22 protein-coding genes are annotated in these 23,916 nt (G+C 62.6%); 5 read left to right on the top strand and 17 right to left on the bottom strand.

Annotated elements, in window-relative coordinates; translation table 11 throughout:
• Window positions 1-18: 18 nt before the first annotated feature.
• Window positions 19-2,076: a prolyl oligopeptidase family protein gene (locus KIP88_RS23340; RefSeq protein WP_214490332.1), complete on the bottom strand. Its 2,058-nt coding sequence runs from the start codon at window positions 2,074-2,076 to the stop codon at window positions 19-21.
• Window positions 2,077-2,308: 232 nt separating this feature from the next.
• On the opposite strand from KIP88_RS23340, the gene KIP88_RS23335 reads away from it, so the two are divergent.
• The 3 genes from KIP88_RS23335 (at window position 2,309) to KIP88_RS23325 (ending at window position 5,289) form a co-directional block, all read left to right on the top strand.
• Entirely contained in the window at window positions 2,309-3,553 is a 1,245-nt protein-coding gene (locus KIP88_RS23335) for an MFS transporter (protein ID WP_214490331.1), read from the top strand.
• 27 nt (window positions 3,554-3,580) lie between these two features.
• A complete protein-coding gene (locus tag KIP88_RS23330; protein WP_214490330.1) occupies window positions 3,581-3,943 on the top strand; it encodes a nuclear transport factor 2 family protein in 363 nt (120 codons plus the stop codon).
• Between the two features lie 119 nt (window positions 3,944-4,062).
• Entirely contained in the window at window positions 4,063-5,289 is a 1,227-nt protein-coding gene (locus tag KIP88_RS23325; RefSeq protein ID WP_214490329.1) for an MFS transporter, read from the top strand.
• Between the two features lie 114 nt (window positions 5,290-5,403).
• On the opposite strand, the gene KIP88_RS23320 is transcribed toward KIP88_RS23325, so the two are convergent.
• Together KIP88_RS23320 and KIP88_RS23315 are read right to left on the bottom strand one after the other, a co-directional pair.
• Window positions 5,404-5,907 (bottom strand): VOC family protein, encoded by a 504-nt coding sequence (locus tag KIP88_RS23320; protein ID WP_214490328.1) that lies wholly within the window; start codon window positions 5,905-5,907, stop codon window positions 5,404-5,406.
• Between the two features lie 165 nt (window positions 5,908-6,072).
• A complete protein-coding gene (locus KIP88_RS23315; protein ID WP_214490327.1) occupies window positions 6,073-6,618 on the bottom strand; it encodes a carboxymuconolactone decarboxylase family protein in 546 nt (181 codons plus the stop codon).
• A gap of 160 nt (window positions 6,619-6,778) precedes the next feature.
• On the opposite strand from KIP88_RS23315, the gene KIP88_RS23310 reads away from it, so the two are divergent.
• A complete protein-coding gene (locus KIP88_RS23310; protein ID WP_214490326.1) occupies window positions 6,779-7,963 on the top strand; it encodes an acyl-CoA dehydrogenase family protein in 1,185 nt (394 codons plus the stop codon).
• Between the two features lie 174 nt (window positions 7,964-8,137).
• A complete protein-coding gene (locus tag KIP88_RS23305; RefSeq protein ID WP_214490325.1) occupies window positions 8,138-9,277 on the top strand; it encodes an acyl-CoA dehydrogenase family protein in 1,140 nt (379 codons plus the stop codon).
• Window positions 9,278-9,463: 186 nt separating this feature from the next.
• Here KIP88_RS23305 and KIP88_RS23300 read toward each other — a convergent pair whose 3' ends face one another.
• The 14 genes from KIP88_RS23300 to KIP88_RS23235 form a co-directional block, all read right to left on the bottom strand.
• On the bottom strand, window positions 9,464-10,504 hold the full coding sequence (locus KIP88_RS23300; protein ID WP_214490324.1) for an amino acid ABC transporter substrate-binding protein: 1,041 nt from the start codon (window positions 10,502-10,504) through the stop codon (window positions 9,464-9,466).
• Window positions 10,505-10,555: 51 nt separating this feature from the next.
• Window positions 10,556-11,155, bottom strand: coding sequence for a L,D-transpeptidase (locus tag KIP88_RS23295; RefSeq protein WP_214490323.1), 600 nt, complete (start codon window positions 11,153-11,155; stop codon window positions 10,556-10,558).
• A gap of 155 nt (window positions 11,156-11,310) precedes the next feature.
• Window positions 11,311-11,442 (bottom strand): DUF2474 domain-containing protein, encoded by a 132-nt coding sequence (locus KIP88_RS23290; RefSeq protein WP_214490322.1) that lies wholly within the window; start codon window positions 11,440-11,442, stop codon window positions 11,311-11,313.
• The gene (cydB, locus tag KIP88_RS23285) at window positions 11,439-12,446 is read right to left on the bottom strand and encodes a cytochrome d ubiquinol oxidase subunit II (protein ID WP_249790962.1); all 1,008 of its coding nucleotides are present in this window, start codon (window positions 12,444-12,446) and stop codon (window positions 11,439-11,441) included. The genes KIP88_RS23290 and cydB overlap by 4 nt, the downstream gene beginning before the upstream one ends.
• Complete coding sequence (locus KIP88_RS23280; RefSeq protein ID WP_214490321.1) at window positions 12,443-13,852, bottom strand: cytochrome ubiquinol oxidase subunit I; 1,410 nt, start codon at window positions 13,850-13,852, stop codon at window positions 12,443-12,445. Before KIP88_RS23280 ends, cydB begins: the two co-directional genes overlap by 4 nt.
• A gap of 147 nt (window positions 13,853-13,999) precedes the next feature.
• Window positions 14,000-14,959: a hypothetical protein gene (locus tag KIP88_RS23275; protein WP_214490320.1), complete on the bottom strand. Its 960-nt coding sequence runs from the start codon at window positions 14,957-14,959 to the stop codon at window positions 14,000-14,002.
• A gap of 391 nt (window positions 14,960-15,350) precedes the next feature.
• Window positions 15,351-15,551 carry a hypothetical protein gene (locus tag KIP88_RS23270; RefSeq protein WP_214490319.1) on the bottom strand — a complete coding sequence of 67 codons (201 nt, stop codon included), beginning with the start codon at window positions 15,549-15,551 and terminating at the stop codon, window positions 15,351-15,353.
• A gap of 451 nt (window positions 15,552-16,002) precedes the next feature.
• Entirely contained in the window at window positions 16,003-16,944 is a 942-nt protein-coding gene (locus tag KIP88_RS23265) for an HlyD family secretion protein (protein WP_214490318.1), read from the bottom strand.
• Window positions 16,941-17,186, bottom strand: a complete 246-nt coding sequence (locus KIP88_RS23260) for a DUF3302 domain-containing protein (protein ID WP_214490317.1) — start codon at window positions 17,184-17,186, stop codon at window positions 16,941-16,943. Before KIP88_RS23260 ends, KIP88_RS23265 begins: the two co-directional genes overlap by 4 nt.
• A gap of 43 nt (window positions 17,187-17,229) precedes the next feature.
• Window positions 17,230-18,219: an ABC transporter substrate-binding protein gene (locus KIP88_RS23255; RefSeq protein ID WP_214490316.1), complete on the bottom strand. Its 990-nt coding sequence runs from the start codon at window positions 18,217-18,219 to the stop codon at window positions 17,230-17,232.
• Window positions 18,216-20,345: an adenylate/guanylate cyclase domain-containing protein gene (locus tag KIP88_RS23250; RefSeq protein WP_214490315.1), complete on the bottom strand. Its 2,130-nt coding sequence runs from the start codon at window positions 20,343-20,345 to the stop codon at window positions 18,216-18,218. The genes KIP88_RS23255 and KIP88_RS23250 overlap by 4 nt, the downstream gene beginning before the upstream one ends.
• Before the next feature lie 24 nt (window positions 20,346-20,369).
• Entirely contained in the window at window positions 20,370-21,866 is a 1,497-nt protein-coding gene (locus tag KIP88_RS23245; protein WP_214490314.1) for a DUF1254 domain-containing protein, read from the bottom strand.
• Window positions 21,867-21,951: 85 nt separating this feature from the next.
• Window positions 21,952-23,376 carry a DUF1254 domain-containing protein gene (locus KIP88_RS23240; RefSeq protein ID WP_214490313.1) on the bottom strand — a complete coding sequence of 475 codons (1,425 nt, stop codon included), beginning with the start codon at window positions 23,374-23,376 and terminating at the stop codon, window positions 21,952-21,954.
• An 11-nt stretch (window positions 23,377-23,387) separates the two neighbouring features.
• Window positions 23,388-23,903 carry a hypothetical protein gene (locus KIP88_RS23235; RefSeq protein ID WP_214490312.1) on the bottom strand — a complete coding sequence of 172 codons (516 nt, stop codon included), beginning with the start codon at window positions 23,901-23,903 and terminating at the stop codon, window positions 23,388-23,390.
• Window positions 23,904-23,916 lie beyond the last annotated feature (13 nt).

Here is a 23,916-nt window from a genome sequence, read left to right as displayed (position 1 = left end):
GACGCCGATAGCGAAGCGCTACGCGGCGTTATCCGCCCAGCCGATCTTGTTCCTCAGGAATGTATATCCCAGCACGATGAACCCCGCGCGCTCGCGGTTGTCCTTGCCGTAGCCGTGACCGCCGGCCGCCGGCTCGTAGAACCAGGCTTCGTATCCCAGCTTGGCCGCCATCTTGCGGGCGTGGCCGGGATGCACGCGATCGTCGCGGCGCGTGGTGGCGAGCAGGATCGGCGGGTAGTTCTGGCCCGGCGTTGCGGCGTGATAGGCGGAATAGGTTTTCAGCCACTCCCACTCCGCGGGCTTGTCGGGATCGCCATATTCCGCGATCCAGCTTGCACCCGCGAGCAGCTTTGTGTAGCGGCGCATGTCGATCAAAGGAATCGTGCAGAACAGCGCGCCGAATCTTTCGGGGTAGCGCACCAGCATGTTGGTGATCAGGATGCCGCCGTTCGATCCGCCTTCGGCGGCAATTCTGTCGGCGCGCGTCACGCCGCGTTTCACGAGGTCGGCGGCAACCGCCGCGAAATCATCATGCGCCAGCCGTTTTCCGTCGTAACGACCGGCATCATGCCAGCGCGTGCCGAACTCGCCGCCGCCGCGGATATTGGCCTGCACCGTGGTGCCGCCGCGCTCCAGCCAGAGTTTGCCGAGTGCGGAGCTGTAATATGGTTTTACGGCAAGGCCGAAGCCGCCATAGGCGCTCATATAGACCGGTGCGTTGCCGGTCTCGGTGGCGGGGCCGGTCTGCACATAGGGAATGCGCTCGCCGTCCACCGAAATCGCTTCGTGGCTGGTGACGATGAGTCCGTCGGCGGAAAAGGTCTTCGGCGCCTGTTTCAATAGAGCGGGGCTGGCGACGCCCTCGATCAGCAGCAGCGACGGCGGCGTAACCGGATCCTGCACGTTGGCCAGCAGGTCGCCATTGCTCTCGGCTTCGTGACGGTCGAGACGCCAGACATCAACCACGCCGATTTCGGGAAGGTCCTGCAGTCTCGCGCGCGTCCAGCCGCTTGCCGACGGCGTGCAGATTTCGAACACCGGGCGCAATTCGTCGAGGATCGACAAGACGAGTTTGCCGGCCGTCCAGAAAAAGCCCTGTAACGCCCGCCGTGGCTGCGGCTCGAAAACAATGGTGAAGTTGCGGTCGCCGGCCAGGAAGGCCGAGAGCGAAATGCCGAGCACGCTGTCCGGCGCATAGGTCCTGCCCGCGACCGTCCAGGCGCCGCGCAATTTCACGGCCAGCCAGTCCTGATGTGCTTCCAGCCAGATGTCGGTCGGCAAGTCGAGTTTCGTGTGTGGACCGGCCTCGGTGCCGAGCCAGAGATTCTGATGGAAGAAATCGATCCGATCGATGAACCACATCCGCGGTGTTGGCCCGGTGTCATCGACGCTGCAGTACGCGGCCATCCGATCGGCCGGCACTTCGAACAGCACCGGCGCTCGTTCCACGGGCTCGCCGCGGCGCCACAGCCGGACCGTTCTCGCATAGCCGGAAGTTGTCGCCATGCCCTCGCCAAGGGCGCTCGAAAGCAGCAGCGTGTCGGCGTCGATCCATTCGACCCCGCTCTTGGCTTCCGGCAAGGTGAAGCCGTCGGCGACAAAAGCCTTGGTATCCAGATCGAATTCCCGCAGCGTTACCGCGTCGCTGCCGCCTTTCGAAAGGGACACGATCACGCGCGAGTTTCCCGGCAGCGGCTGTGTCCAGTTGAGCAGCCAATCCTTGTCCTCTTCGGTGGCGAGGCGGTCGATGTCCAGCAGCGTCTCCCAGCCCGGCTCCGCGTTGCGAAAGTCTGCAAGCGTGGTACGCCGCCAGACGCCGCGCGGATTTTTGGCATCCTTCCAGAGATTATAGACGAGCCCGCCGTGGCGCGTGACATAGGGAATGTTGTCGCTTCGGTCGTAGATCGCCGCGAGCGTATCGCGATCCGCCTCGAATTGCCGGCCGCCGAAGGTTTCCAGCGTCAGCCGGCTTTGCCGGTCGACGAAGTCGAGCGCGCGTTCGCCTTCGATTTCCTCGAGCCAGAGATAGGGATCATCGTCGGGCGCGGCGATGGTCGGCCTGTCGTCGATTGCCATACTTGAACTCCAGAAATGGCTTGAACTCCAGAAACACCGGTCGCTTGTACCGCAATAGGCATGATCGGGGCGACCTCGATGTAGGCTGTTGTCCGCGCGCTGTCCAATGTGCGCCCCTCGCATAGCGCGCTCCCGTTTGCGCCGGTTGATCGCACCGCTTCGCGTCTTCATAGTGCCCCCGCATTGAATCAATGAGGCTCCCCGCCCGGGGCCTGCCGGGGCGGGAAGGCCGATGCTGGATACGACTGCTACCCAAGAGATCGCCGATGACGCACGCGCGCGCGCCAATGTGCTGCGGCTCGCCGCGGCGCAGGCACTGACCGGCGCCAATTCGGCTGTCATTTTCGCCACCGGCTCGATCGTCGGCGCGACGTTGGCGCCGAGCATCTCATTCGCCACCGTGCCGCTCTCGATGTATGTGCTGGGGCTCGCCGCCGGCACGCTGCCGACCGGCGCGATCTCGCGGGCCTATGGCCGCCGCATCGCCTTCATCATCGGTACGTTCTGCGGCGTGCTGACCGGCGCGCTCGCCGCAATCGCCGTCCTGTACGCTTCGTTCTGGCTGTTCTGCGGCGCGACGTTTCTCGGCGGTCTCTACGGCGCGGTCGCGCAGTCCTATCGTTTTGCCGCCGCCGACGGCGCCAGCACCGCGTTCCGGCCCAAGGCCGTGTCGTGGGTGATGGCGGGCGGCGTGTTCGCCGGCGTGCTCGGTCCGCAGCTCGTGCAGTGGACCATGGACATCTGGCCGCCTTACCTGTTTGCCTTCAGCTTCGTGGTGCAGGCCTTCGTCGCGCTGGTGGCGATGGCGGTGCTGTGGGGCGTCGATGCGCCGAAGCCGGCGCCGTCGGATATGCATGGCGGCCGGCCGCTGTTCGAGATCGCGCGGCAGCCGCGCTTCATTGCGGCGGCGCTGTGCGGGGTGATCGCCTACCCCATGATGAACCTCGTGATGACCTCGGCGCCGCTCGCCATGAAGATGTGCGGACTGACCGTCAGCGATTCCAATTTCGGCATTCAGTGGCACATCGTGGCGATGTACGGGCCGAGCTTCTTCACGGGCTCGCTGATTGCGCGCTTCGGCGCGCCGAAAATCGTTGCGCTCGGCCTGCTGCTCGAGGCGGCCGCGGCGGGAATCGGCCTTGCCGGCATCACCGCGATGCATTTCTGGGCGACGCTGATTGTGCTCGGGGTGGGGTGGAACTTTGCTTTCATCGGCGCCTCCGCACTGGTGCTGGAGACGCATCGGCCGCAGGAACGCAACAAGGTGCAGGCCTTCAACGATTTCCTGGTGTTCGGGATGATGGCGCTGGGGTCGTTCTCGTCCGGCCAGTTGCTGGCGCATTACGGCTGGTCGATGGTAAACATGGTGGTGTTTCCGCCGGTGCTGCTCGGCCTTGCCGTTCTCTTGTTGGCGTCGTTCGCCAAGCGGCGCGCGAAATTGCAGCTGGTCAACGAGATTCCCGGTTCGGGTATCTGATCTTTGATTTCAATTGCTGGAGGCTCCATGCCGACGCGCGCCCGTCTTGATGAGTTCATTGCAGCCGTCGTCTCCGGCGATCATGCGGGGGCGATCGAACGTTTCTACACCGAGGACGCCAGCATGCAGGAGAATGCCGCTCCGCCGCGCGTCGGCCGCGATCTCCTGGTGGCGCATGAGCGCGCGGTGCTGGAACGGGTCAAGAGCGTGACGTCGACCTGCGTGGCCTCGGTGGTCGAGGGCGATCGCGTCGCAATCAACTGGGTGTTCGAATTCGTCTATCATTCCGGCAAGACCGGTCGCTTCGACGAGGTCGCGCTGCAGGAATGGCGCGGCGACCGCGTATTTCGCGAGCGGTTCTTCTACGATCCGTCGAAGCCTGCCGCATAGCTGCCATCTGCTGACAGTTCGGTGTCCGTCGAATTGATAACCCTTGCAGCTCTGTTCGCTGTTGCCGACATGTGCCGGGCAAACGCGGCACGGACGCGACAGAAACGAAGAGGCCTCTTTTGGACGCTCTCAACTTCACCCCCCGCGACGAAACCTCGATCCGCTACGAGGGCTGGCGCATCGTCGTCGTCTGTTTCCTGCTGGCGACGTTCGGCTGGGGGCTCGGCTTCTATGGCCAGAGCGTCTATGTCGCCGAGCTGCAGCGGCTGCACGGCTGGCCGGCATCGCTGATCTCGTCCGGCACCACATTCTTCTATCTGTTCGGCGCCGCGCTGGTCGCGTTCGTCAGCGAAGCCATCAAGGCGTTCGGCCCGCGCAATTGCCTGGTCGCGGGAACGTTGGCGATGGCCGCGGCCGCGGCCTCGATCGGTCAGGTGCGGGAACCCTGGCAGCTTTACCTCGCCAATGCCGTGCTCGCCTTCGGCTGGGCCGGCACCAGCCTCGGCATCATCACCAACGTGCTCGGCCTCTGGTTCGACAACAAGCGCGGCATGGCGATCAGCCTGGCGCTGAACGGCGCGAGCTTTGGCGGCATCGTCGGCGTGCCGCTGCTGATCATGGCGATCGGCTATTTCGGCTTTTCCGGCGCGATGACCGCTTCCGCCGTGGTGATGGTCGCGGTGATGGTTCCGGTGATCCTGCTGTCCGTCGGACGGCCGCCGGTTCATGCGAGCGCAGGCGATATCGAGGCCGCGGACGCGCCGTCGCCGACGCAAATTCGCGCACGCGCCTTTCGCGATATCGGCTTCCTCTCGGTATCAGCGGCGTTCGCACTGGTACTGTTCGCACAGGTCGGCTTCATCGTGCATCTGATCGCGTTTCTGGATTCGGTGATCGGACGCGAACGCGCGGCGATTGCGATGGCGCTATTGACGGCGATGGCGGTGGTCGGCCGCGTGCTGTTTTCCTTCGTGATCGACCGGATGAACCAGCGGCTGGCGTCCGCGCTCTCCTTTGTCAGCCAGGCGATCGCGCTTCTGATCGTCATCAACGTGCATCATGATTACGCGCTGTTCGCCGCCTGCGCGCTGTTTGGCTTCTCGGTCGGCAACCTGATCACGCTGCCGGCGCTGATCGTGCAGCGCGAGTTCGACCCGCGTTCGTTCGGCGTGCTGGTCAGTTTGATTACGGCGATCAACCAGATCACCTACGCGTTCGGGCCCGGCGTGGTCGGATTGCTGCACGATTTGTCGGGAAGCTATACGCTGCCGTTCTATGGCTGCATCGCGGTGGAGTTGACGGCGGCAGTGCTGGTGATGATACGCGGGCGCGGAAAAAGCGCGTAGCCCGGATGGAGCCAACGGGTCGCGCGAATGCGCGCCCGATGACAGGCTCCGCGCAATCCGGGAATCGTTCATCCGGCGTGCACAGGCCCAGGATTTCGCTGCGCTTCATCCGGGCTACGGTTCTACGCTTCCCCGCTGCCGCAGCAAATCCTCCAGATCCAGCCTTTTCGTGAACATCGCCAGCGATCCATCCGGCGCGCGCGGCCATTCTTCCTTCGGCCGGTCGCGGTAGAGCTCGACGCCATTCTGGTCGGGATCGCGCAAATACAGCGCCTCGCTGACGCCGTGATCGCTGGCGCCGTCAAGCTCGATGCCGGCCTCGATCACGCGATACAGCGCATCCGCCAGCGCCGGCCGCGTGGGATAGAGAATGGCGGTGTGAAACAGCCCGGTGGTGCCCGGCGGCGGCGGATGGCCGCCTTTGCTTTCCCAGGTGTTGAGCCCGATGTGGTGGTGATAGCCGCCGGCCGAAATGAACGCGGCACCAGAGTCCATCCGTTGCATCACCTCAAAACCGAGCACGCCGCAGTAGAACCCCAGCGCGCGCTCGAGATCGGCGACCTTGAGATGGACATGCCCGATCCGGGTGCCTGATATGATGGGTGGGGTCTGGGGCATGTTGTCTCCCTTTGAGCGCTGGCGTGCCCCGGATGCTGCGCAGCGCGCTAGCGATGCGCTGCTAGGCCGGGGCCTATACTGGGTGTGGCCGGCATGGGTCCCGGCTCTGCGGAGCAGCGCCAAGGGCGCTGCACCGCGTCCGGGACACGTAGTCACCGCCTGCGTTCACACAAGATCCGACACCTCGCCGTCCGGCAGCCCGAACTCGAACGTGTTCAGCGTCATCGACACCATGGTGTAGTAGCCGCACAGTCCGATGACCTCGACCACGCCACGTTCGCTGAGCACCTTCACGGCTTCGTCGTACAGCGCCTGTGACACGCCATGGCCTTCATGCAGCGACTTGGCGACGTCGTAGATCATCTGGCCCTTCGGATCATCAAACGTCGGCGTGCGGCGATCCCTTATGTCCTCGATGATTTTGGGATCCATGCCGCCCTTCAGCGCCAGGCGCTTGTGCGCGAACCATTCGTAATGCGAGGTCCAGTGCCGGGCGGTAACGAGGATCGCGATCTCGGAAAGCTTTGCGGGAAAAATCGTGTTGAAACGCAGCTGCTCGCCCAGGCGCGTGGCATGCCGCGCCATGTCCGGGCTGTTGAGCCAGGCCATCATCGGCGCCGGCGGGGCGCCGCGCTTGCCGGATATCGCTTCGTCGTAGGTTTCTTTTTGTTCGGCGCTCATTTCGCCAGGCGAAAGCAATTTCAGCCGCATGCCCGTTTCCTCTTGTTTTTCAATCGTTACGGCTTTGCGCATACACCCGATCGGGCGTCATGACCACCGTCGGCGCAGCATGGGCTGACGTCAGACATATATTGAATTCCGCAACGCGAGGGCTAAGGTCATCTCCAACATCCCACATGGAAACGCCATCATGTCCGATCTGGAAACATTCCGCCATGAAACCCGCGCCTGGCTGGAGGCCAACTGCCCGCCGGAGATGCGGCGTCCGATGATCTCGGAGAACGACACCTATTGGGGTGGCCGTAACGCAAAATTCTCGTCCGAGCCGCAGCGCATCTGGTTCGAGCGGATGCGCGACAAGGGCTGGACCGTGCCGGACTGGCCGAAGGAATATGGCGGCGGAGGGCTCGATCGCGCCGAGCACAAGGTGCTGCGCGAGGAGATGGCGGCAATGAGCGCGCGCTCGCCGTTGTCGAGCTTCGGCATCTGGATGCTCGGGCCGGCGCTGTTGAAGTACGGCAACGAAGCGCAGAAGCAGGAACATCTGCCCAAGATCGCCGCGGGCCTTATCCGCTGGTGTCAGGGCTATTCCGAGCCGAACGCCGGATCGGACCTCGCCTCGCTGCAGACCCGCGCCGAGAGCGACGGCGATGATTACGTCATCAACGGTCAGAAGATCTGGACGTCGTATGCGAACTACGCCGACTGGATCTTCTGCCTGGTGCGGACCGATCCCGCGGCCAAAAAGCATGACGGCATCAGTTTTATCCTGTTCGACATGGCCTCGAAGGGCGTCTCGACCAAGCCCATCCTCCTGATCTCGGGCTATTCGCCGTTCTGCGAAACCTTCTTCGACAATGTGCGCGTGCCGAAATCGCATGTGGTCGGCACCGTCAACCGCGGCTGGGATGTCGCGAAATACCTGCTGCAGCATGAGCGTGCGATGATCTCAGGCATGGGCGAGCGCGGCGTCGGCCGGCCGCTTGGCCAGGTGGCCGCCGATTCCGTCGGTGCCGACGAGCAGGGCCGGCTGGAAGACGCGATGCTGCGCAGCCAGATATCGACCTTCGAAATCGACGAGGCGGCACTTGGCGCGGCGGCCGAACGCGCGGTCGATCTGGCGAAAGCCGGGCAGTCGCATCCGGCGTTTTCCTCGGCGATGAAATATTACGGCACCGAGCTCAACAAGCGCCGCCACGAAATCCTGATGTCGGCCGGCGGCATCGATGCGCTGGAATGGGAAAGCGAGCGTTCCAGAGGCGGCGCTCGCCCGCGCGCCTGGCTGCGCACCAAGGCCAACTCGATCGAAGGCGGCACTTCCGAGGTGATGCTCGGCATCGTCGCCAAGCGCATCCTCGATCTGCCGGGGGCGTGAGCGCCCAAGCCTTCTCCCTCGTCGTCCCTGCGAAAGCAGGGACCCATAACCACCGCTGTTTGAGTATTGATTGTGACGTCAGCTCCATTCCTACTCGATAGGCCGCGGCGTATGGGTCCCTGCTTTCGCAGGGACGACGAAGTAGCTCAATTCTCTTTTGAAACGGATTTCTCAATGGCACTCGTCCTCACCGAAGAACAATCCATGCTGCGCGACAGCGCGCGCGGCCTTATCAGCGACAAGGCGCCGGTGTCGCATCTGCGCAGCTTGCGCGACAGCAAGGACGCCACGGGCTTTTCCCGCGACCTCTGGAAGGCGTTTGCCGAGATGGGCTTTTCCGGCCTGCTGGTCCCCGAAAATTTCGGTGGTAGCGGACTCGGCTATGTCGAGGCCGGCGTGGTGATGGAGGAAATCGGCCGCAGCCTGATGCCGTCGCCGTTTCTCTCGACCGCGGTGCTGGCGGTATCCGCGCTGGCGCGCGGCGGCAGCGACGCGCAGAAATCAGCACATCTGCCGAAGATTGCGGACGGCTCGCTGCTGGCCGCGCTCGCGGTCGATGAAGGCGCAAAGCATCGCCCGCTGCAGACCAAACTGCAGGCTGTCCGCTCCGGCAACGGTTTCAAGCTGAGCGGCGCCAAGGCTCTCGTGGTCGACGGCCACGTCGCCGATCTCCTGATCGTCGCTGGCCGCACCGGCGGCGCTGCCGGCGAGCGCAACGGGCTGACGCTGTTCCTGGTCGATCCCAAGGCCAAAGGCGTCGCGATCGAACGCACCGTGATGGTCGATGCGCACAACGCCGCCAGAATCGAATTCGCCAATGTCGAGGTCGACGCGGATCATGTGCTCGGCGAGGTCGATCAGGGCGGGGCGCTGCTGGAGGGTGTACTCAATATCGGCCGCGGTGCGGTGGCCTCCGAAATGGTGGGCTTGAGCGAGGAGGTGTTCGGCCGCACCGTCACCTACCTGAAGGAGCGCAAGCAGTTCGGCAAACTGATCGGCGAATTCCAGGCGCTGCAGCACCGCGCTGCCCAGCTTTACATCGACATTGAGATCACCCGCGCTGCGGTGTTGAAGGCGCTGCAGACGCTGGACGGTGATTTCGAGCACGCAAGCGCGGCCGTCGCAGTCGCAAAGGCCCGCGCCGGCACGACGGCGACGCTGGCGGTGCAGGAGGGCGTGCAGATGCATGGCGGCATGGGCATGACCGACCAGTTCGACATCGGCTTCTTCATGAAGCGCGCGCGGGTTTGCCAGGAATTGTTTGGCGACAGCAATTACCACGCTGATCAGTTGGCGCGGATGAAGAGCTATTGATCTTCATTTCGAGGCGCGCGCTGCGCCTCACCCACCCATGTCATCACCCGCCTTGTGCGCTATTGCGCACTGGGGCGGGTGATCCAGTACGCCGCGGCCTCTCGGTCAATCACCGACGTCTCTGGAATACTGGATCGCCCGGTCAAGCCGGGCGACGACAGTAGTGTATGTGGCTAGCGAAATGCCCTATCGGATCGGCGGGGCGTACTGGATGCCGCCGTTGCTCCAGAGCGAATTCAGCCCGCGCGGGATCTTCAGCTTCGATCCTTCGCCGACATTGCGCTCGTAGACCTCGCCGTAATTGCCGACATGGCGGATGATGCGGGCGGCCCAGTCCTTGGGCAGGCCGAGGTCTTCGCCATAAGCGCCTTCGGTGCCGACCAGCCGCATCACGTCGGGCTTCTTCGACTTCAGCGCCTCGTCGATGTTCTTCGAGGTGATGCCGAGTTCCTCGGCGTTAATCATCGCATACAGCGTCCACTTCACGATCATCATCCAGTCGTCGTCGCGCTGACGCACCACGGGCGCGAGCGGCTCCTTGGAGATGACGTCGGGCAGGATGACATGGTCGCTCGGCTGGATCAGGTTCAACCGGAGTGCGTAGAGCTGGGAGACGTCGGCGGTGAAGGTGTCGCACTTGCCGGATTCATAGGCCTTGAGCACGTCTTCCAGCTTGGAAAACTTGACCTCCGTGTATTTCATATTGTTGGCGCGGAAGTGGTCGGCGACGTTGAGCACCGTCGTCGTCCCTTCCTGCACGCAAACCTTGCTGTTGTTGAGGTCCAGCGCGGAATCGATGTTGCGCGAGCGCGGCAGCATGAATCCCTGGCCGTCATAATAGGCGACCGCCGGGAAGTAGAGAGCGTAGTTGCTTTCGCGCGACATGCTCCAGGTCGTGTTGCGGGAGAGGATGTCGACCTTGCGGCTCTGCAGCTCCTTGAAGCGCTCGCTGGCGTCGAGCGGTACGAACTTCGCCTTCTTCGGATCGTCGAAGATCGCCGCGGCCACCGCGCGGCAGAAATCGACGTCGAAGCCGGTCCAGTCGCCCTTTTCGTCGGGAATCGAGAAGCCGGGCAGGCCCTTGTTGACGCCGCACAGCACGTCGCCGCGGCGGATGGTGCGCTTCAACGTCTTGGTATCGTAACGTTCATAAGTGATTGCAGCGGCCGCGATCGCGATTGCGACCGCCAGCCCGATGAGGAGGCCGCCTCGAAATGTCCGTAGCATTTTTTCAACTCACAATTTCAGGGAAATGGATCGGCGGGAGGAGCCGCGCAATTACAGTTCCGGCTTTTGCCGGATGATTACCTTGGTGCCGACAGGCACGCGCTCGTAGAGATCGGCGACGTCGGCGTTGACCAGGCGGAAGCAGCCGGAAGAGACGGCGGTGCCGATGGTGTCAGGCCGGTTGGTGCCGTGGATGCGGTAGATGGTGGTGCCGAGATACATCGCGCGGGCGCCGAGCGGGTTGCCCGGGCCGCCGGCCATGAAGCGCGGCAGATAGGGCTGGCGCGCGATCATCTCCGGCGGCGGCGTCCAGTCCGGCCACTCCGCCTTGCGCGTGATGTTCACGAGCCCCTGCCATTGAAATCCTTCACGGCCGACGCCGATGCCGTAGCGCAGCGCGCGGCCGTTGCCCTGGATCAGGTAGAGATGGCGCTCGGCGGTGACGACGATGATGGTACCCGGCGCCTCGTTGGTGCGATAGAGCACCGCGGTCTTCCTGAACTGCGGATCGAGCTCGACGGAATCATCCGCGATGAGCCCCGGCTGGTCGCCGACGTCGGGCTGCCGCGTCTGCGCCTGGCTCAGCGGGGCCGAAAGGACCAGACCGCCTGCAGCGATCACCATCCAGATCAGGTGCCGAAATTTCGTCATCGCAAAACTCTCCTCGCGGCGCGTTGGCCAATTAGCGGAACCATCAAATCTCAGGGCCAGCTTGATGGCAAGTTTAGGGCGAATGAGGCGGATAGGTGACTGAAATGTCTTCTATTTCCGCCAACCGCCCTATTCGTGGGATATTCAGATTTCGCCTATTTCGGCGCTATCCACAGCCGCAGGCAAAACGAAATCAGCGTCACGGTGCCGACGCCGCCAAGCCACAGGGCAACGAACCACAGCAAACGCTGTGTCAATGGGCGCGGGCTTGGCTTGATCTGGGTCAATGGTATCCGCTCTCAGGCTTGACCTTGCCGCGAAACACCCAATAGGCCCAGGCGGTATAGCCGAGGATCAGCGGGATCAGCACGGCGACGCCGAACAGCATGAAGATCTGGCTGTTCTCCGGCGCCGCCGCCTGCCAGATCGTGATGCTCTGCGGCACGATATAGGGAAACATGCTGATGCCGAGCCCGGCATAGGACAGCGCGAACAGCGCCAGGGTCAGGAAGAAGGGCTGGTAGTCGTATTTGTTGGCGAGACTGCGCAGCAACAACACGGTGATCCCAGCCACCGCGACCGGCACCGGCGCGGTCAGCAGGATGTTTGGCCAACTGAACCAGCGGTGCGTGTACTGCACATGGAGGAACGGCGTCGCAATGCTCACCGCGCCGATGGCCCCGAGCATCGCGAGCAACAGGACCCAGCTCAGATGATAGGCGCGGTCGCGCAATTCGCCTTCCGTCTTCATCACCAGCCATGTCGCGCCGAGCAGCGCATAGCCGATCACCAGCGCCACGCCGGTCAGGATGCTGAACGGCGTCAGCCAGTCCCACCACCCGCCGGCATACTGACGGCCCGAGACGTGGATGCCTTGCAGGATGGCGCCGAGCGCGATGCCCTGCGCCAGCGTCGCCAGCAGGGATCCGCCGAAGAACGCGGCATCCCAGCGGTTGCGCTCCCTTGTCGTGCGCCAGCGGAATTCGAAGGCGACGCCGCGAAACACCAGCCCGAGCAGCATCGCGATCATTGGTGTGTAAAGCGCCGGCATCAGCACGGCATAGGCCAGCGGGAACGCCGCCATCAGGCCGCCGCCGCCAAGAACGAGCCAGGTTTCGTTGCCGTCCCAGACCGGGGCGACGCTGTTCATGATGACGTCACGATCCCGTTTCTCGGGAAAGAGCGGGAACAGGATGCCGAGACCGAGGTCGAAGCCGTCCATCACGACATAGACGAACACGGCAAAGGCGATGATGAAGGCCCAGACGATTGCGAGGTCGATTGCGATCATCGGGCGGCTCCCTCGGCAGCCGCGCCCGCGGCGGGCGTGATGCCGGCGGTGCGGATCGGGACGTCGGACGACGGTCCCTGTTCGCCCGGATGCGGCGGGGCCGCCATCAGGCGCAGCAGATAGATCACGCCGGCCGTGAACACGACGAAATAGACGATGATGAAGGCGATCAGCGAGGAGGCGACCGCGGGCGCCGCCAGCGGCGAGGCGGATTCAGCCGTGCGCAGCAATCCATAGACCGTGAACGGCTGGCGTCCGGTCTCGGTGGTGATCCAGCCCGCGAGCACGGCGATGAAGCCTGCGGGAGCCATCGCGACCGCAAACATGTGCAGCAGCCGGGAATCGTAGAGCTTGCCCTGCACGCGCATCAACAGGCTGAACAGGCCGAGCGCCAGCATGAGCAACCCCATGCCGACCATGATCCGGAACGACCAGAACGTGATCGCCACCGGCGGCCAGTTTTCGCGCGGCACCGTGTCGAGGCCGGCCATCGGCGCGTCCGGGGAGTGCTTGAGAATGAGTGAGCCCAGCTTCGGCACTTCGATCGCGTAGTCGACCCTGCCGGCCGCCTGGTTGGGCAGGCCGAACAGGATCAGGGGCGCGCCGTCCTTGTGGCTTTGGAAGTGACCTTCCATCGCCATGATCTTCACGGGTTGATGCTCCAGCGTGTTGAGCCCGTGCTGATCGCCGGCGATGATCTGGATCGGCGCGACCAAAGTGGCCATCCACATCGCCATCGAAAACATCACGCGCGGGCCGGCGAGGTGGCGGTCGCGCAGCAGGTGATATGCGCCGACCGCGCCGACCACCAGCGCGGTGGTCAGATAGGCCGCCAGCACCATGTGCACGAGGCGGTAGGGGAATGACGGATTGAAAATCACCTTGAGCCAGTCGGCGGCGATGAATTGTCCGTCGGCATTGATGGCGTGCCCTGTCGGCGTCTGCATCCAGGAATTGGCGGATAGAATCCAGAACGCCGAAATCAGCGTGCCGATCGCGACCATCAGCGTCGCCAGAAAATGCAGTTTTGGACCGACGCGCTGCAGGCCGAACAGCATCACGCCGAGGAAGCCTGCTTCCAGGAAGAACGCGGTCAAAACCTCATAGGCCATCAGCGGGCCGATCACCGGGCCGGTCTTGTCGGAGAAGGCCGACCAGTTGGTGCCGAACTGGTAGGACATCACGATGCCCGACACCACGCCCATGCCGAAGGCGACGGCAAAGATTTTTAGCCAGTAGTTGAACAGGTTGATGAAGACCTCGCGCCCGGTCCAAAGCCACAGCGCCTCGAGTACCGCCAGATAGCTGGCGAGCCCGATCGAGAAGGCGGGGAATATGATGTGGAACGACATCGTGAAGGCAAACTGCGCCCGGGCCAATACGACCGCATCCCAGCCTTCGAACATCGGCACCACCTGTCGCAGTTTCGTCGGGCGCGATAGCTTTCGAAAAAGGAATTACAGTTTTCGAAAATTGCGCCGAACCAGGCGTGTACCTTATCACGCCCCGAGGCGGATTGTACCCGCGCCGTGCGCGGAACAGACGTGCGGCCCCTATCTTGCACCCGATCGATTCAGCCTCAGTCGCCTGGTGATCTCGGCCTGCACGGCGCGGGTCTGGTCCTTGCCGACCAGCACCGGGCTGCGGATCTTTCTTCCCGAGTGGAGCCGGATCGCGATCGCGTAGTGGGAGGCGCGCCGGCCGCCGCTTTCGACATCAATCACCGCGACGTCTTCACCGCCGGCGGTTATGACCTCGATCGTACCCTTCAATGACAGGCGCTCAATCCTGAGGTCGCCATCACGGACAATCCAGCATCCACTCGCCCGATAGAGGTGCCTGATCAGCAAAAAGGCCATGATCCCGCCGAATGACCCGACAGCGATTCCGAGGGCGGACAATTTGCCGCTCCAGAGCGCGAAGATGAGTGGAATGGCCAGCGAGCAGGCAAGCAGCACGACGAGAGCCCTGTAGGCTCGTACGCGTTTGGAACTGACCGGCTTGCCCAGTCGTATCGCCGCATTCGCGGCGTCGAGCGGATTTTCGACCAATTCGGGAGCAGGCAACTGAAGTAGCTGCGCAATCTGCACGATGGTTCGTTGCACCTGGGTGATGTCAGGCAGTGGAGGCGAGGTGAGTGTATCTCCCGATCCGGTCTCGAACACGAGGGTGAATTCGACTGATTTGCCGATGCTCCTGCGAAGACGCATCCCCGATAGTTCATCGTCCCTGATCGATCTTCGGTGCAGTTTCCCGAAGGGACGCTGTTCGCCGATCAGGATTTCGCCTGATGTAACGATCCAGACGACGTTGCGATCGAACAGGGCTGCGCCCAGCAGAAGGCACCCGAACAACAGCGCAAACAGCGCGGCGATGCCGAGCCATTGGTCATTTGCCAGATGGGCGAGGCCGGGCAGGGCGATCAGGCACACCACTACGGCAATGCCCGCGAGAACGAGCCGCTCATTGAGCGACGTACCCTTGCGCAATCTGACTTCATTCTCGTTTGCCACAGCATCCATCGTCGGCGGCAAACATCACGAGCGGCGTAGCCGCGTCAAGCAGCAAGCAGTGCGGTTGCAATACGACAAGTCAGGGTTGCCTGTTCTCGGGACGCAGCGTTCGGCAGCCATGCGAGGGCGCGGCTGATCTGTTCGTGCTGGCATACGATTTTGCCGTTCTGGTCGAAGATAGGTCGCATATAGCGCCGCCCAATAACGGTAGAATCGGGGCGGACGCCAGGGACGCTGCGTCGGCAGCAAGCGAGTGATGTCACTTCTTCGTGCGGCTTTCACATCGCGTACGCGAAATCGGACGCCAAAAACAGAGCGACCCGGCTGGGGGGCATCCCGGCCGGGTCGTTGGAGGTCACTTGGGAGGTCTAGAGCTTGGGTGGTCAGAAATTCAGCGGGGGGTCTCGCTGTCGTAGGAGATCACGCAGATCTCCTTGGGACTTCTGGTGCCGCAATCGACCACCTGTTCACGCACGAACGTCGAACCGCTATCGCGCTGCGCGCGGGGCTGGACGTTCTGGGCCGACAGGGTGGCCAGGGTCGCGACGGCGCCGAGCGGGACGATGAAAAAGCGGAAGGACGGCTTCAGCATGTTCGCTCTCCTGTTCGGCGCTGGTGTTGGCGTTGCGTTGGTGATTATAGGTATAGGGGCTGAGTTTTTCCGGGTGATGTCGCCGATTGTTTCATTTGTTTCGTCGGAGGTAATCTTTGTCCGTCGAAATCGACCTGTTTCTCGTTCCCGGAATCGATCTAACTTATTGAAATCGTGTGTGTTTACGGAGCGATCTGTCCACGCCGGCGGCCTTAAGCACCTCTGCCAATTTGTTTGCGGGCAAGCAGCACGCTGGCGTTCTCGCCGGCTGCGCCTGAACATCCAGCGCCGCGCCGACCGATGCACGTGAAAGCGCCGTAGAGTGGGATGACTTTTCTTCGAAACGTCATCCCACTCTACCTCTTTGATTTGAGCATGATCTCCGCGCAAACGCGTTCCGCGTTTGTCGCGAGGGAAAACCGGTATCCACTTTTCCGGATCATGCTCTAGCTCAGAACGGATTGACGTAGTTCAGAATCGCGATCTGCCGGAGCAGCACGCGGCGAATGATGTGGCTGACCTTGACATGCTCGGTAAAGATCGCCGCCGTGCCGGTGCTGCCCGCGGGCAGCCGGCGCGCAAAGTCTTCATCATCGAGCTTGACCCGCACCACGAACGGCGCCGACTGGACCTCCTTCGGCATCACGGCGGTGCCCGATGTCTGCGTCTGTCCTGGCGCGATGGCCTGCAGAACGCTTTCGACTTTTCCGGAATAGACCTGCCCCGGCTTGAACTTGAAGGTGAGCTCGGCCTCCTGTCCCGGTGCGATATAGCGCGCATTGATCTGCGCGATCTCCACGCCGATGATGGTGTTGGAAGTGTCGATGAACGCCATGACCGGCGACAGCGGCAGGTTGGCGACGCGTGCGCCCTTGCGCAGCGCAAGGTTGGTGACGTAACCGTCGGCCGGCGCGCGGACGATAGTCTTGTCCAGATTCCACTGCGCGCCGTCCAATTGCGCCCTGAGCTGATCGACCTCGGACTGACGTTGCTCGACATCAAAACGTCGGCCGGAGTCGCGCTCGTACAATTGCGTCATCTGCGACAGCCTGAGGTCCGATAGTTTGAGCTGTGCGTTGATGGCCCTGACCTGGGCATCGTACGGCGTAGGATCAATTTTAAAGAGCACGTCGCCCGACTTCAGCGGCTCATTTGCGGTGACCGGCACGTCGGTAACTTCTCCCGCAACATCAGGCACGATGGCGACCGAGTTTCGCACCACCAGCGCGGAACCCTGCGGTGCGCCCCATCCCATCGGGATGAACAGGCCGAGATTCAGCAGCAGGAGCACAATGAAGGGCGAGGCCTTCCAGAACAGGTTGAAACGGACGATGCCGAGCTGCACGATCGCAAACAGCAGCGTCAGGTAAACGGCCATCAGGGCGATCATCATGGCTGAGACTCCGCCTTGCGGGGCGCCGGCACGTCGACATAGGCCCAGATCAGCGCGATCGGCCACAGCGCAAAGCCGCAGATCAGGGTGATCCAGCCCGCCACCGTCACCGCCTGCGCGTAAGGGTGGCCGCGCGCCTTCGCGATATGGCCGGGCAGCCAACCGGCGATGCAGAACACCGCGATGGCACTCGCGATCAGGATGATCAGGACGATCCATGCGAAGATATCGAGGCCGCTCATGGCGTCACTCCAATCATTTGATTCGTCGATCACGTTTTCAGGGTCAGATCACCGAAAGATACAGATCAGGGTCAAAATATTCGGAAGCAGGCTTGGCGCCCGTGATGCCGGCATCGGTCATGAAGAAATCGCTGACCTGCTGCAGCCATTTCGTGACCGTCCCGTCGACGTAAAGCCTCCGCCACTCCCGCGACGTGAACATCTTCTGTGCCTTCAGCGCTTCGGCAATATCGGACACTGACGCCTGCCTATAGTGGTTCTTCTGCAGCGCTTCGGCTGCAGCAGCGGGATTGCGGACGATGTAATCGTTGGCGTCCGCCCAGGCGCGGATGATGTTGCCGAGGACCTCCTTGTTGTCGTTGTAGTAGTCAGTCCGCGCGACCCAGCCGCCAACGACGGCGGACTGGGGATAGAAGGCAGACGCATCCACCAGCTTGACGGCGCCCGGCAAGGCCTCGCGAACCCTGATGTTGAACGGGACCCAGAGCGCGACCGCGGGAACGGTGCCTGCAATGAAGGATGCCACGGCGTCCGTCATCGTGCCGTTGACCAACTCGACGTCGGAAGGATTGATGTTGTTGGCACGAAGCGCCCTGTCCAGAAAGATATGCGCCGTCGTCTTGGTCGTCGTCGCGATCCGTCGGCCCTTCAGATCGGCGAACGTCTTGACGCCCTGATCCGGCCGGATCCAGAGCTGCGCGGTAGCGATCTCGATATCATTGATCAGGAAGGCGCGGCCGGCGCCAAGCGCGAGATAGTTGGAGATGACGCCGCCGGCCGACAGCACGTCGAGACGTCCCTCCGCCATCGCCGCGAAAACTTCGGGACCGGTATTGAATTCCGAGCGCTCGAAGTCGATCCCGCGCTTCTCGAACGAACCGCGATCGAGGCCGGTCAGGATTTGTCCATCGACGGCGACCACATGGAGGTGACCGAGCCGGATCTTCGTTCTGGTCTGCGCGATCGCCGGCATCGGAAGCGCCGCACCGACGGCGACGCCGGCCGCGCCCGTCAAGAGTTGTCGCCTGTTCATCGCGCGTGCTTCCTTAGACCCATGCCGGCGCCCTTTGGCCGCCCGGAATGAAGGGCGGCCTGAACACGTTCGGCGTAGTATCTGGCAACGCTGTCCCCGGGGTATTCGCTGAGGAAGGCGGAAATTGCTGCAAGCGCCCGCGCGGGATCTTCGCGCTCAATAGCGCAATAGACCTCGTCCCAGCGCCTGCACAGAGCCAGCTCTGCCGCGACATCGTCCTCGCGCGCACAGCGCAGTTCATAGATCGCAACCGCTTCTGCAAAGCCCTTTGGCGAGATCCGGTCGATGGTACGAAAGACGAATCGGTGCTCTGCGCGAGTTTTGATGGCCGCGCTTGCGAGGACCCTTGTGCCATAATTCTTGTTCAGGCCTTCGAGCCGGGCAGCAAGATTGATGGTCGCGCCCAGCGCCGTATAGTTCATGCGTTCCGACGAACCGACGTTCCCGACGACGGCGTCGCCAACGTGAAGGCCGAACCGCGTCTCGTAGGGCGGCCATCCCTCACTTCCAAAAGATTCGTTCAGTTCGTCGTTCTTGCGCAGGCACGCCAGGACGGCCTCGCAGGCATTGATGGTGTGGTCGGGGTCATCGGTCGGCGCGTTCCAGAGCGCCATCACCGCATCGCCGATGAACTTGTCGATGGTGCCGTGATGATTCATGATCGCTTCCGATAGGCCCGCGAAATAGCGCGAAGTGAAGATCATGACCTGCGACGGATCGGCCTTCTCCGTTTTTGCGGTGAAATCGGCGACGTCGGTGAACAATACCGTGACCTCGCGCCGGGTCCCGCCCAGACCCAACGATGTCCCTGACTCGATCAGCTGGCGCACGATCTGCTTGGGAACAAAGCTCGAAAAATTGCGGACTACGGTTCGCATGGTGAAAACCGAACGGCCGAGTTCATCGATCTCGTTGATCATCGAACGTAGCCGCGGCCGCTCTGTAACCTGAAACCTCTGAATTTCGTCGGTCTGCTTCGCCAACTCCCGCAGCGAACGCGCCATCAGCGATCCCAGCCAGAACGCGAGCGGCAGGGTCGCGAGAACGAACGCCAGAGCGGCCGCAAACAGCGCTCGTCGCTCGGAGATGATCGTGGAGAAGAATTCGTCAAGCGGCGCGACCACCGCCAGGTGGATATTGGCGGGCCCGGCGATCTCGATCGGGCGGAAGGCGGCGACATGTGTCCTGCCTGCCTGATCGGCGAAGATTTGCTGGGCACGTCCGCCCTTGCGCCACGCCTCAATCGCGGGAGATAGCCCGGCGAGCTCGATGGCGGCGAGCGTGGGAAGCTCATCGCTCGCGTCCATCAGCCGGCCCATCTCGGGATGGGCGACGATGTTACCGGCCTCGTTGAACAGGAACGTCAATCCCGACTGGCCAAGCCGCTGTTGGGCCAGCAATTGCTCCAGCCTGTTGAGCAGGAGGTCGCCTGCGACGACGCCACGGCGGCCTTCCCTGAGTTGGGTGCGGAACGTGTAACCGGGCTCGCCGGTGGCGAAGAAAATGTACGGACCGGTCAGCAAGGTCTTTTCGTTCTTGAAGGCGTCGACGTACCACGGACGCCGGCGCGGGTCGTAACTTGTCGGACCCGGTACCTCCGCAACCTCGATCAGGTTCTCAGACAGGTATCGCGTGACGGGCGCAGCAGTGGCCTTGCCGGTGCGGGAGATGACGACGAGACGAAACACCGCATCCTCGTCAGTATTCAGGCTCGCCCTGAAGCCAGGCTTGGCGCGGTCGATGAAATCCATCTCCAGGAAGGAGCCGTCCTCATACCCGACATAGAGGCTGAATAGCTGCGGATTGTTGCGCAGCATCGATGCCATCAACGCATACAGTCTCGGATTGTCGTCGATCTCCGCGGATTGGACCGCCGGCAGCCCGGCGAGGATGTCGAGACTGTCGCTGACGCTCTTGAACTGCGAATCGATGCGGTCGGCGCCGAGCTGGGCGACCTTCTCGATGAAGGTGCTGGCCGCCGTTCGCGTGATCGAGGAGACGCGGTCGAAGCTGAGATAGACCAGGATCAGCCCAACGAACAGCACAACCGCGATGAACACGGTGATGATCGACGTGCGAAAGCCGATGTGAAGCTGGCGCCTACCGTTGCTGCTGGTCCCACTCATTTCATGCGACGCCCTCTTGTTATGTCACTGCCGCACACCCATCGTCGTTCCCTCGTCTGTTCGCCGCACCGCAGGCGGTGTCCACGAACCCTCCATGACTTCCGCCTTGGGCCAGTACGCGCGGACAAAGAGCGAGAAATCGCCCTTGGGCGCCGGCAGCCAGTTGGCGCGCTGCGCGGGATCGGTCGGGGCTTCGGCCTGAACGTAGATCGTCAGCGAACCGTCGGCGGCGAACTTGAGATCCTTGTTCTTGGTGCCGACCGAGAAGCGGTTGATTGGATTCTTTACGAAGAAATGATGCTCGTTATAGATCGAGAGCGACCAGAAGCCGTTCACCGGCGGCACCCGATCCTTGTCGAACGTGACGGCGTAGCGATTGGCGCTGTTGAGGCGCCCGCCGTTCGCATCGAGGTCCTGGTAGAAGTATTTCGTCTCGTTTGGCGCATTGACCAGGATGTTCGATTTCGCCACGGCCGTGCGCGTGAAGTAGTCCGTGCCGAAGGCGGACTCATTGGAGATGGTGGACCAGTTGTGCGGAAGCTGCTGGCCATAGTTGCGGAACTGGAACAGTGGCTTCACCAATTTCTCATCCGCTTCCTTTGCGCCCTCGGTCATCGCCTGCTTGATCGAGGGATTGTTCCTGGCCGCGGTCACCACCGCAAGCACCTGGGCGTAGCGCGCCTCCTCTCCGGGCAACGGCGCTGCGTCCGCAAGAACGGCCGGCAGTTCGTCGACGAACTTGTCCGGAAGTACCCATGGCGTCTCTTCTGCCCCGCTTGGAGGCGCAGGCGCCTTCGGCAGGTTGGCCCAATCCCTTGTCTTCGTCCGGCCGTCGTATTCCGCTACCGGATACATCATGATGCCGGGCAATACCGATTGGATGGCACGCTTGTCCTCGGGCGTGTCGTTCTGCGCAACGCGCGGCGCGGCGAGTCCGGTATTGGATGAGGAGCGGAAGACCTTCGTGATGCCTTTCGGAACTTCACCGTTCCAGTGAGGTCCGACCAGAAGATAGAAGCCCGGCGTGGTGCCATACATCTTGCCGAGCTGGACAAAGCTGTCGGTGCGAAGATCGACCACCTGATAGACCCAGAACCGGTCGCCGAAATCAGGCACCTGGATCACGACCGGCGAAACATCGAGCGCAAGCGCGCCGATACCGTAGACGACATCCTGGTTCGGACATGCAACCGAGCGCTCCTCGGGATCGACATAGTCGGTGAGCATGGCAAGGCGGTTGGCGGGCGCCTCCATCAGCGGCCCCCGAATCACCATCTCCTTGACCTGCATGAAATGCAGCCGGCGATTATACATGTTCACCATCGGCCACGCCCAGAAATACGCATCGCGTCCGACCTGCTTGGCATACTCCTCGGTGATCTTGACGCGGGTATCAGGGCCTGATGGCATCGCGCGACCCCAGTTCGGCGACAGCGGCAGCGGAGGCTCGGCCGCTGCCCATGCTGTCGAAGCGGTTGCGGCCATCAGACTGACAAGAAGGGCTGTGCTGGTTTTCTTCATCGTGATCTCCCATTGCCGGCGGCGTTAGAGGCGATAGGCCGCGACGGCGCGCCGGATTTCCGCACCATCGCGTGCACGCTGCGCTTCATTTTGCTGCTCCAGTTCCGACCGTGCTGCCGATTTTCTCGACATCGGAAAGCACCCAACTCTTTTCGAACAGTGCCTTGGTCGGTGCGTAGGCGCGGAACATCAGTTCGAACTTCCGCGCCGGATCGGTCGGCACCCAGTTCGCATCCTTGCCCGCCGGCGCCGCCGGACCAAAGTAGATGTCGACGGAGCCGTCGGCGTTCTTCTGCAGTTCCGGAATCTGCGACGAGCGGCTCGCGCGCGGCATATTCTTGATCAGCGCGTGAGTCTGGCGATCATAGGCGGTGACCGACCAATATTGCTCGACCGGAGGATTCGCTGGCACCGTGAGCCGATACGTGTTGCCACCGTCGAATGACTGGCCGTCCTTGTCCCTGATCGAGATCAGGTAGAACTGGCCGACACCAAGCCGTTTGATGCCGATATAGGCGTAGCTATAGGCCATGCCCCGGTTATCGACGGGATAAAGGTTCGGATCGGCATAGGCTTCCTGCGCCGCTTTGACCAGTTCGTGAGGCGCTGGATAAGTCCAGCGGCTGGTCGCGGAAAAGAACGGCGGCAAGCCGGCATCATACTTCGCTTCCAGCCACGCGCCGGCTTCACGTGTTGCCGCCGTCAGCAGCGCCTTGCTTACATCATCGGGTTTGAATTGCTTGCCCTTCTCGATGCCTAACGACTTCAACGGATCGATCATCGCACGGTCGCGCTGCAGCCAGGGTTCGCTCTGCACAATGCGATCGAGGTGTTCGAAGAAGCTCGCGTCGTAACGGATCGTGGAGTCGAAGGTGACGTCCTTGGCATCGGCGAAGATGGTCGGCGCCGGACTGGACGCCTGCGCGAGCGGGTAGACCTTGAACCGCTTGCCGTACTCGATCGATCTCGCGACGTCGGCGCTGTTGTGACTTTTGAGATTGGAGCGGAATAGCATATAGCCGCCAAAGGTGTCCGATTGCAGCGCGACGTAGCCGTCGGGTGCTTTGTCTGCGTAACCCGGCGGCAGGATCAGATACTTGCCCCCTTTGCCCTTGTCGGCGCCGAGCAGCCCGGCATCTTCGAGCGGCATCTGCCACACATTGACGATGTTGGCGTTGAACGATCCGTCACTATCGCCGGGCGGCAGGTCGAGAACGATCGGACCATCCTTGGTATTGAAGAACGCCATGAAGTAGATCGCGTCCGGATTGGGCGTGAGCGTTTGATTGCGCCAGTCCAGCGGCCGGCCCCAATAAACGACCTGGTTCACCTTGCCGTCAGTCTTGCTGAGCATCTCCTGCAGCATCAGGTCGTAATTGACCGCCGGCATGGCCCAGATCACGGACTCAACGGCGCGACTGCGGATGAGCCGCTCTTGCGGTGAATTTTGCGCGAGCGCGCCTCCCGTAAGGCAAGATAGTGCGAGTGCAACAAACAGCCCTTTGCTCATCGTCATCCTCCTCACTTGAGTGCACCTGGCGCTTGTCGCGCAGCCAGCGCAAGCGCGTGCCGCACGTCATTGAATGCAATCAGCAGACCCACGAAGTAGACCGCGATAAACAGCGCCTGTCCCAGCAGCCAGGCATTCTTGCCCGCCGCCACCGGCGAGTAGTAGTAGCTCGGCCAGATCGCATCGAAGACGAAGTAGCCGGGATAACCGACGGCGAAGACACCCAGCAGCCCGACGATGCAGAGCCAAAGCGCCGTCGAGCCTTCTGCCGCCAGGTGTGTTGGCGATACCCGCGCGGCCAGCATCAGCGTGAGACCGATTGCCACCATGCCGAGCCCGCCAGCCTGCACGGCCGCGACTGACAGCGTCCACGGGCAGGCCCACCACAACGTGATGTTCTGCATGAACAGCTCGCCGTTTGGCCAGCGTGCGCCCGCGCAGTAATGCGCGATGATCCCGAAAGTGAGGAACACGCCGAAGATGAAGAGGCCGAGACCCCATTTGGCAAAGCGTGCGCCTGATATCATCGCTCCCTCCCAT

Origin of the sequence: Bradyrhizobium sp. SRL28 (assembly GCF_018596315.1) — a bacterium.
GTDB lineage: Bacteria > Pseudomonadota > Alphaproteobacteria > Rhizobiales > Xanthobacteraceae > Bradyrhizobium.
This window is presented reverse-complemented; position numbering and strand designations above follow the sequence as displayed.

Excerpts from the sequence above, each read along its gene's own strand:
- KIP88_RS23340 (WP_214490332.1), bottom strand. The coding sequence starts at position 2,076 with ATGGCAATCGACGACAGGCCGACCATCGCCGCGCCCGACGATGATCCC.
- KIP88_RS23335 (WP_214490331.1), top strand. The coding sequence starts at position 2,309 with ATGCTGGATACGACTGCTACCCAAGAGATCGCCGATGACGCACGCGCG.
- KIP88_RS23330 (WP_214490330.1), top strand. The coding sequence starts at position 3,581 with ATGCCGACGCGCGCCCGTCTTGATGAGTTCATTGCAGCCGTCGTCTCC.
- KIP88_RS23320 (WP_214490328.1), bottom strand. The coding sequence starts at position 5,907 with ATGCCCCAGACCCCACCCATCATATCAGGCACCCGGATCGGGCATGTC.
- KIP88_RS23315 (WP_214490327.1), bottom strand. The coding sequence starts at position 6,618 with ATGCGGCTGAAATTGCTTTCGCCTGGCGAAATGAGCGCCGAACAAAAA.
- KIP88_RS23310 (WP_214490326.1), top strand. The coding sequence starts at position 6,779 with ATGTCCGATCTGGAAACATTCCGCCATGAAACCCGCGCCTGGCTGGAG.
- KIP88_RS23305 (WP_214490325.1), top strand. The coding sequence starts at position 8,138 with ATGGCACTCGTCCTCACCGAAGAACAATCCATGCTGCGCGACAGCGCG.
- KIP88_RS23300 (WP_214490324.1), bottom strand. The coding sequence starts at position 10,504 with ATGCTACGGACATTTCGAGGCGGCCTCCTCATCGGGCTGGCGGTCGCA.
- KIP88_RS23295 (WP_214490323.1), bottom strand. The coding sequence starts at position 11,155 with ATGACGAAATTTCGGCACCTGATCTGGATGGTGATCGCTGCAGGCGGT.
- cydB (WP_249790962.1), bottom strand. The coding sequence starts at position 12,446 with ATGATCGCAATCGACCTCGCAATCGTCTGGGCCTTCATCATCGCCTTT.
- KIP88_RS23280 (WP_214490321.1), bottom strand. The coding sequence starts at position 13,852 with ATGTTCGAAGGCTGGGATGCGGTCGTATTGGCCCGGGCGCAGTTTGCC.
- KIP88_RS23270 (WP_214490319.1), bottom strand. The coding sequence starts at position 15,551 with ATGCTGAAGCCGTCCTTCCGCTTTTTCATCGTCCCGCTCGGCGCCGTC.
- KIP88_RS23265 (WP_214490318.1), bottom strand. The coding sequence starts at position 16,944 with ATGATGATCGCCCTGATGGCCGTTTACCTGACGCTGCTGTTTGCGATC.
- KIP88_RS23260 (WP_214490317.1), bottom strand. The coding sequence starts at position 17,186 with ATGAGCGGCCTCGATATCTTCGCATGGATCGTCCTGATCATCCTGATC.
- KIP88_RS23255 (WP_214490316.1), bottom strand. The coding sequence starts at position 18,219 with ATGAACAGGCGACAACTCTTGACGGGCGCGGCCGGCGTCGCCGTCGGT.
- KIP88_RS23250 (WP_214490315.1), bottom strand. The coding sequence starts at position 20,345 with ATGAGTGGGACCAGCAGCAACGGTAGGCGCCAGCTTCACATCGGCTTT.
- KIP88_RS23245 (WP_214490314.1), bottom strand. The coding sequence starts at position 21,866 with ATGAAGAAAACCAGCACAGCCCTTCTTGTCAGTCTGATGGCCGCAACC.
- KIP88_RS23240 (WP_214490313.1), bottom strand. The coding sequence starts at position 23,376 with ATGAGCAAAGGGCTGTTTGTTGCACTCGCACTATCTTGCCTTACGGGA.
- KIP88_RS23235 (WP_214490312.1), bottom strand. The coding sequence starts at position 23,903 with ATGATATCAGGCGCACGCTTTGCCAAATGGGGTCTCGGCCTCTTCATC.